This window comes from Daejeonella rubra (assembly GCF_900103545.1).
Lineage (GTDB): Bacteria > Bacteroidota > Bacteroidia > Sphingobacteriales > Sphingobacteriaceae > Daejeonella > Daejeonella rubra.
In genome coordinates, this window is sequence record NZ_FNHH01000007.1 from 163676 (window position 1) to 172651 (window position 8976).

5 protein-coding genes are annotated in these 8976 nt (G+C 39.7%); 3 read left to right on the forward strand and 2 right to left on the reverse strand.

Annotation, left to right across the window (positions count from 1 at the left end; genetic code table 11):
- Positions 1-59 precede the first annotated feature (59 nt).
- Complete coding sequence (locus tag BLR27_RS07340; protein ID WP_090702859.1) at positions 60-3380, forward strand: UvrD-helicase domain-containing protein; 3321 nt, start codon at positions 60-62, stop codon at positions 3378-3380.
- Positions 3381-3382: 2 nt separating this feature from the next.
- Complete coding sequence (locus BLR27_RS07345) at positions 3383-6274, forward strand: PD-(D/E)XK nuclease family protein (RefSeq protein WP_176767631.1); 2892 nt, start codon at positions 3383-3385, stop codon at positions 6272-6274.
- Between the two features lie 41 nt (positions 6275-6315).
- Here BLR27_RS07345 and BLR27_RS07350 read toward each other — a convergent pair whose 3' ends face one another.
- Positions 6316-6645, reverse strand: coding sequence for a four helix bundle protein (locus BLR27_RS07350; protein ID WP_221406306.1), 330 nt, complete (start codon positions 6643-6645; stop codon positions 6316-6318).
- 164 nt (positions 6646-6809) lie between these two features.
- On the opposite strand from BLR27_RS07350, the gene BLR27_RS07355 reads away from it, so the two are divergent.
- Complete coding sequence (locus BLR27_RS07355; RefSeq protein WP_090702867.1) at positions 6810-7796, forward strand: pyruvate dehydrogenase complex E1 component subunit beta; 987 nt, start codon at positions 6810-6812, stop codon at positions 7794-7796.
- A gap of 57 nt (positions 7797-7853) precedes the next feature.
- Here the strand turns inward: BLR27_RS07355 and BLR27_RS07360 are convergent, their stop codons facing one another.
- Positions 7854-8324: an Lrp/AsnC ligand binding domain-containing protein gene (locus BLR27_RS07360; RefSeq protein ID WP_090702870.1), complete on the reverse strand. Its 471-nt coding sequence runs from the start codon at positions 8322-8324 to the stop codon at positions 7854-7856.
- Positions 8325-8976 lie beyond the last annotated feature (652 nt).

Consider the following 8976-nt stretch of genomic DNA (forward strand, 5'->3'; position numbering starts at 1 on the left):
ATTCTCCGGGGAAATCACTAATGTGCTTAAGATCTTAAAATTATAAACCGGAATTCCGTATGCCTCAGCAAAAAGCTTTAAAATTAGTTCGCGCATCCGCCGGTTCCGGAAAGACCTTCGCCTTAACAGCACATTATCTCACCCTGCTTTTTAGTGGAAAGGGTAAGTACCGGGAAATTCTGGCCGTTACGTTTACCAATAAGGCGACAGCCGAAATGAAAGAACGTATTTTGGGTGCATTGGAGGAACTTGCCTTGTCGGGATTTGAGAAATCAAAGTTCAGCTCAATTCTTCAGGATAATTTTCCCGGGATCAGCGATCTGGAAATGCGGGCAAAAGCATCTGAAATATACAGTAGTATCCTCCATGATTACAGCCGTTTCTCTGTCAGTACCATCGATGGTTTTGTTCAGCAACTGATCCGGAGTTTTGCATTTGAGCTCAACCTCGATAGCGGTTACAAACTGGAAATGAATCAGGATAAGGTAAAGGAAGAGCTTGTAGCCGCTTTGAATCTCCGTCTTGAAAAGGATCCTGACTTATTGGAGTGGGTTACAAGTCTGGCCATTGAACGCATCAGTGATGGTAAGGATTGGGATTATCAGAAATCTCTGAAGGACCTTGCCAATGAGATTTTCAAGGAGCGTTATTATCCGTTTCAGGAAGCCATGCTGGCTATGGGTGATGATCAGGGCAAGGAGTTCAATGCTTTACGTGCAGAGGTTAATAAAGGAATAACGAGTTTTAAGAAAGATATAATTGAGAAGGCAGCCATAATTAAGGAGCTATTTGATGCTTCAGGTGTTGAAAAAGGCATGCTCGATCAGCAAAGCAGGAATCCTCTGTTCAAGCTGGATAAAATAGTAGCAGAAGATTTTGCTCAGATCAACTCCTTCGAAAAATACCTGGATAATTTTGATCAATGGCCGCATAAATCGCTGAAGGATGCTTCAGCCGTCATGCATTTATTTATTGCGATCAATCCACTGCTGAAAACGCTGTTCGATGCATACAATAATGGTGCAGCTATGTTTGAGACCTATCGGGCAATCGCAAAGAATAGTGCTTACCTGCGCCTTATGCAGGGCATGGCTGACCTGCTGAAAAATTACCGTTCAGAGAACAAAACGCTCCTCATTTCTGATGCACAACAATTGCTCCGGGGTATTACTGGATCTGATGTAGATAACCCTTCCTTTATTTGGGAAAAGACCGGAAATAAGTTTAAGCACTTTCTCTTTGATGAGTTTCAGGATACCAGCTCCTTTCAGTGGATGAATTTTTTGCCCCTGGTAAAAAATGCCATTGCCGAAGGATCACCGGGTGTTCAAGCATCGCACCTGGTAGTGGGTGATGTAAAACAGTCTATTTACCGATGGAGGAATGGCGATTGGCGTATCCTTCATAGTAACCTAAAGCATGACCTGCTGACTGATAATGTAAAAGAGGAGGAACTGTCATTCAACCGCAGGAGCTCAGAAAATGTGATCCGTTTTAATAATTTCCTTTATCAAAAGCTTCCTTCAATCCTGCAGAACCAGCTCAATGGTATTTTTGCAGACTCCGGTCTTAGCTATTTGCAGGAATTTTGGGACAAGCGTAATAGCGATTTGATTGTAAAGGCCTATGAAGGAAGTAGTCAGAAGATCACCGAAAGCACATTGCCGGGTGGTAAGATAGAGATCAAATTTTTTTACAAAGGCGAAGAGCCTGAAGAGGATGATGTTAATCCTCTGGCCGCTACCTATGCAATAGAAAGGATCATAGAATTATTGAATCAGGGTTTTTTCATGAAGGATATTGGAATCCTGGTAAGGAAAAATTCGGAAGCTGTACAGATCCTGGATTGTATCTTTCAGAAAAGTAATTATGATAAATTAACAGCCGCCGCAGGAAAAACTTTTCAGGTAATTTCCGGAGAAGCACTGAAGATCATGAATAACCCGGCAGTTCAATTATTGCTGAGCACGTTCAGACTGCTTTCGGTTCATGAGCCTGAATCCGGAATTTATAAGGCTGAATGTGCCCGTCTATGGTATCAGGTTCGGAATCCCGGACAGGAGCAGGTGCGAATAAATAGTGAAGACTGGATCGGCTTTTCATTTAAGCCTGTTTCAGCGCTGACAGATGTTTTGCCGGCTGAATTTTGTGCCGGGTTCAATTCATATCGACAGTTGCCGGTCAATGAGCTTGCAGAAAAATTGATCAGGATCTATCAGCTTGGCACTGTACAATCAGAAAATCATATTCCATTCCTTCTTGCTTTCCGTGATCAGCTGGCGGTATTTTCATCAGCAGGAGATCAGGGGATAGCCGCATTTATTGATTGGTGGGATAATGAAGGTTCGGCCAAAGCACTTCCCTCCTCAGAGAATCAGGATGCCGTACAGGTAATGACCGTTCATAAATCCAAAGGATTGGAATTCAGAGCGGTGATCGTTCCTTTTATGGATTGGAAGTTAAATCAATCATCGACTGGTGCCATAAAAAAGTTGTTATGGGTTAACGCAGAGGCTGCAGGTTTTGGAAATTTCAAGTCTTTCCCTGTGGATTACAGTAAAAATCTGGCATCCACCGTGTTTGCAGGCGATTATTTTGAAGAAATGCTGCTTAACTATATGGATGAGCTAAACGCCCTGTATGTGGCCAGCACAAGGGCGAAGGACTATCTCTGCATCATTTGTCCTAAAACACCCGTGAGGAAAACAGATAGTAAGGGTCCTCCAAATGAGATCCAGGTTATTCTTTCTGAATTGTTTCAGTCACATGAAACTGCTGATCCCGAACTGGTTTTTGAGGATAATCAATACAGTTTTGGTGAAATTCCAGTTCATGCTGTTGAAAAAGATCCGCTGGCAGACCATGGTCAATTGATCATTCATGATTATCATGTCAATGAGCAATTGACGGAGCGTTTTAAGCGAAATAGTATGAATGAAGATACCTGGTTCAATGCAAAGCAAAGAAAGGGGATAGTACTTCATAAAGTTCTTGAAACCCTGACAGGCACAGGTGATCTTGATAAACTTATTGCAGAAAAAGTGCAGGATGGACTTATTCGTGAGGCTGAAAAGGAAGAGATCAGGCAGGCGGTTTCAGATGTGTTGATGCAGGATGAAATAAAAGAGTGGTTTGATAAAGCAAAATCAATTATTAGTGAGAAGGATATGATCATTGATTCGGGAGTGGTGAAAAGACCTGATAAATTATTCATTCTTGACGACCGGGCGATCTTACTTGATTTTAAATTCGGGGAACAGAACAATAAATACATAGCTGATATCAGTCTGTATCGTGATAATTTGATAAAAATGGGTGAATTTGAGCAGGTGGATGCCTATTTATGGTATGCGCAGGATCGTAAATTGCAAAAGGTATGATCATGAAAAATAACTCATCTGATAAATTCCTGCATCGTGTGGCCACAGATCTTCTGGATCGTTTTGGCAATGACCTTCAACATGTTGCAATTGTATTCAATAATAAAAGGCCGCAGTTATTTCTAAAGAAGTACCTGGCTGAGATCAGTGGAAAACCCATCTGGAGTCCCCATTTTTTTACGATCCAGCAATTCTTTTCTGAATCCGCCTCACCTGTTTGTGCCTCCCAGTTGAAGCAGTTCTTTGTGCTTCTTTCTGAATACAACACTTTATTAGCTGAAGAAGGTAAGGAGCCTGTAAGTGCCGATGTTTTTTATCCGCTTGCTGAGATCATTGTTTCCGATTTCTCGCAGATCGATTATTATATGGCTGATCCGGTTAAGGTTTTTAATCTGATCGGTAGTATCGCGGAATTGGAGCAGCAATTTCCCAACTTTGATAAAGATCAGCTCGAGTTCATGGAAAGCTTTTGGTCTTCCTTTTCTCAGGTAAAGCAAAGCAATATTCAGGAAAAGTTCATTGAAATGTGGCATAGAATGCCCCGTCTTTATATGAATTTTCATAAAAGACTGGCAGAACAGAATCTGATCAGTAGTGCCAGAATGTATCGCAATCTGGCAGAAGGCAGGGATTGTGATCCGGATTTTCTGAAAAAGTATAGCCATGTTGTCTTTGCAGGATTTAATGCCCTTTCAAAAGCTGAAGAAATTCTGTTTAAGTCATGGCAGGATCAGGGTTTATGTTCCTTTTATTTTGATGCGGATGAGCATTATTTTTCTGATCCGATTCAGGAAGCAGGGCATTTTATCAGGAGGAATATAAAAACGATTGGCCTTGACAATCAGTTTAAAGTGCAGGAGAACCGTATTGATGTGCCTGAAAAGGAATTTACAATTATCCAGGCACTGGGAAAAGTGGCTCAGGGAAAAATCCTGAATCAGGTTCTGACAGGGAAAGAGGATAAAAACGGGCCTGATTCAAAAGCGATCATTCTTGCTGATGAGAGTTTGTTGCTGCCAGTACTTCAGACTGTTGATGACGAAAGTCTGAATGTTACCATGGGTTACCCCTTTGAGCAGTCGGCGGTTTTTGGCCTATGCGATCTCTGGCTTGGAATACAGGAAGAAATTGCATCCGGCGACCACTCTACGATAGCATATGCCCGGGTTCTTACCTTTATCTTTAATCCTTTAGTTGGGATCACTGATGAAGAGCGAAACAGGATACACACAGAGATCATCGATGAAAAGAAAGCCAGGTTTAGTTTATTGGAACTCAGGAAATCAGGAAAGATCTCTGAGATGGCATTCAGCCCCTTTGAAAGCCCTGCCCAAATCATACGAAATCTTGGCAGCTTACTTTTATTCGTTTCTGAGCAGATAGCAGATCTGCGTAAGCTGGAAAGTCTGCTGATCGCTGAGGCTGTAAAAACGTTGAATATACTCTCAGATAGCTTTGAGGATCTTGCAAAGAATTCTTCCATGCCTGATATTGATGCCGGATTTGTGCTGAAAATGATCAGGCGTGCCCTGGCCGGACTTTCTGTTCCTTTTGATGGAGAACCATTATTGGGATTGCAGGTTATGGGTCTTTTGGAAAGCCGATGCCTTGATTTTGATGAACTGGTTGTTCTTGGGATGAATGAGGGAGTATTACCAAGGGTCAGCATTACTCCGTCGTTTATCCCTGACAATGTCAGAAGAGCATTTGGCTTGCCTGTACTTGAAAATCAGAATTCCATTTTCGCCTATTTCTTTTATCGCCTGCTTCATTGTTCAAAAAAAGTCACCCTGGTTTACAATGGCATCACAGATGAAAAAAGCACTGGTGAAGAGAGCAGGTTTATAAAGCAACTTGAATTTGAAACATCCTGTAAATTTAAACATGTTCTGCAGCAGAATCAGCCGGTTGAAAATGCCTTCCCGCAGGAAATCATAGTTGAAAAAAATGGTCAGGTACTTGAAAGGCTTCAAAAATATCTGAAGAGGAATTCAGTTGCAAAGTATGATAAAAAGATCTCGGCTTCAGGATATACAGATTATATCAGTTGTCCGCTGAAGTTCTTTTATGGCAAGATCGCCGGATTGAAAGAACCGAATGATCTCCCTGATCAGATCGGACCGCATACTGTGGGTACCATGCTGCACGCTGTAATGGAGCATTTTTATCGTGACTCTATTGGGATGGAAGTAAGTGCCGAATACATCAGGCAGCGTGAAAAACTATTGCCTGCGATGTGTCAGCATGCTATGGTAGCTATGTTAAATCTGGACCCAAAGTCTGAACTTCAGCAGCAAAGCGCTTTACAGCAGATCATCATTAAGGTAATAGAACAATATGCATTGAAGGTATTAGACCATGATGTATCTATTGCTCCTTTTGTGATCAATGAGCTGGAAGAAAAGGATGCCTACACTCCTTTGTTTACGGTTGAAGTTGATGGTAAGGAGGAACAAGTAAGGTTATTGGGCATAATTGACAGGGTTGATACACTGGAAGGGAAGATCAGGATCGTTGATTATAAAACAGGTAAGGATCAGCTAAAGTTTAAGGATTTTGATGGTTTGTTCATGGAGGATGGTAAAGATCAGAACAAAGCACTCTTGCAAACGCTTTTCTATACTATTGTCTATGAAAGGGCAAAAAATGTACAACAAGTAGAGCCGCATCTTTATACTGTTAAGAATTTTTCAGGAGGGACGGTATTTGTTAAGAAAAACAAAGCAGAAAACTTTGAGCTGAGGGATGAGAATCTGGCTGACTATAAAGATCAGTTTGAACTCAAGCTAAAGGAAAAGTTGAATGAGTTGTTTGATCCGGCTATCCCTTTCCGGCAGACTACCAATACGGATGCCTGTACGTATTGTTCTTTTAAAGGAATTTGTCAGAGGTAGGATGATTAATTATGAATTATTAATTACGGGTGATGTGTCTGTCATGTTCTTTTAGAGGTTATTTGAATTTTCCCAATTATTCGACATATCTCTTCCGCATCATAAATTAAACTATCACTCATTTCTTTTGATAAGTAGTCTGTAGCACATAGCAAACGAAGCCAGTAGGATGTTTCTCTGGCTTCCTTATATGCTATAGAAAATTTTGAAATAAAATCAGCTTTCGATTGGGCTCCTATTCCTTCCTCAACATTTGCCCCTATCGAGGTTCCGCTTCTAAGCATTTGTTTTGAAAGAATAAATTCATGCTTCTCATTTTTCAAAAATTTACTTGTATTTACAATGCGAATTGCAAATGTTTTTGTTTGTATTAAGTTTTCATTCTATAATTTATTCATTTCCGAAATTTCGCGATTCATATTTGGAAATAACTTTTTATCTATTTAACGGTATCTGTAATTCGTAATTCGTAATTAATAATTCGTAATTAATAATTGATAGCCTTATATTTGCGTTCCAAAAATTGATTTTACAAATGAGAGAAATACAGTTCAGAGAAGCACTTCGTGAAGCATTAAATGAAGAGATGCGTAAAAACGAGAAGATCTTTTTGATGGGTGAGGAAGTTGCTGAGTATAATGGAGCTTATAAAGTAAGTCAGGGTATGCTTGACGAATTTGGCGCTAAAAGGGTTATCGATACTCCTATAGCGGAATTAGGTTTCACAGGAATAGGTATTGGTGCAGCGATGAACGGATTGAATCCGATCATTGAGTTCATGACCTTCAATTTCTCTCTGGTAGCGATAGATCAGGTAATTAATGCGGCGTCAAAAGTGCTTAGTATGAGTGGTGGTCAGTTTTCTTGTCCGATTGTTTTCAGAGGTCCTACAGGTAATGCCGGTCAGTTAGGTGCTCAGCACTCTCAGAATTTTGAGAACTGGTATGCCAATTGTCCCGGATTAAAAGTGGTAGTTCCTTCTACCCCATATGAGGCAAAGGGTTTGTTAAAACAAGCTATCATTGATCCGGATCCTGTGATCTTCATGGAGTCTGAAGTAATGTATGGTGATAAAGGTGAGGTTCCTGAAGAAGAATATTATATTCCAATTGGTAAAGCCAACATTGTAAAAGAAGGTACAGATGTTACCATAGTAACATTTGGTAAAATGCTTACAAGAGTTGTAATGCCTGCTGTTGAGGAATTAACTAAAGAAGGTATAAATGCAGAAGTGATCGATCTACGTACTGTACGTCCGATTGATTATGAAACAGTGATCAATTCTGTTAAGAAAACAAACCGGATGGTATTTGTTGAGGAAGCATGGCCATTAGGATCTATTGCGACGGAAGTTGCATTCAAGGTTCAGAAAGATGCTTTTGATTTTCTTGATGCCCCGGTTCTGCGCGTAGCATGTGCCGATGTTCCATTGCCATACGCTCCGACTTTGATCAAGGAAGCACTTCCAAATGCAGAGAAGGTAATTAAAGCTGTAAAAAGCGTCCTGTACAAGGAAGCATAAACTAAAGATATCTCTTAAAAAGCATCCTGGATTTCAGGATGCTTTTTTTTTGACTTATTACAAAGTGATCTGTCTTTTGATACTTTCTTCAAGAGATATGAGGGTCTCTGTCCGCTGAATACCCTTAACCCCCTGAATATCTTCATTGAGAACCTGCCTTAAATGGTTGGTGTCTCTGCAAATTATCTTTGCAAACATGCTGTACGAGCCTGTTGTATAGTGAAGTTCAACCACTTCTTTTATCTTTTTCAGGTTTTCCACGGCGTCTTTATACTGGGACCCCTTTTCAAGGTAGATACCTAAAAATGCACATATGTCATATCCAATTCTCTGAGGATCAATTATTAAGTGTGAACCTTTGATAATGTTCATATCCTGCATTTTTTTCATTCTGACATGTATCGTTCCGCCGGAAACGATCAGTTTTTTCGCAATTTCTGTGTAAGGAATAGTTGCATCTTCCATAAGTATGGATAAAATCTGTGTGTCCAGATTGTCAAGTTCGAAATTTTGGCTGCGGTTTTCCATTTTGAATTAATGAATTATTAATAATTGCACAATATAATTATTGTTTATGTAAAAATTAAAATAGTTTATTAAAATATTTGTAAAAAAATACCTATTGGTTTACATTTGTGTCAAGCAATCAGAAAATAATTGCTTACACACTGTAGGGTGGTGAAATTTGGCAGACACACCTCCTCGTCTCGGTGGCGAAGATTTGGGAAATACTGTAACAGGGAAATAACTGCTTCGTGAAGGTTCGACTCCTTCCCCTACAGCAAACCTTATTCAACAGGTTTATAATTGGTTAGTTTAGATAAGCTCCTGCCCATCAGGAGCTTATTTATTTAATAGCAATTTGGTCTCTGGCCGCCGACTTAAAAAATTTATTATAAATTTTCTTGAATAAATAAATCCAAACTCAAGCAGAATGTTGTACAAGGGGCAAGAGGAGGATTATTAACATGTTTGAAATTTGGACTTAAAATATTCATATTAAATTAATAATAGTTTAATAAAATTGAATAAAATATGATAAATTAATAAAAATTAAAATAAATCGTTAATAAATTTGTAAGAAATGGGATCATGACGAAAAGTTGGGGGGATAGAAAATTCAGGCATAGATTTTAGATAGCCGGAATAGAAAAAATGTGGTATCTCTAACGCCTCTTGA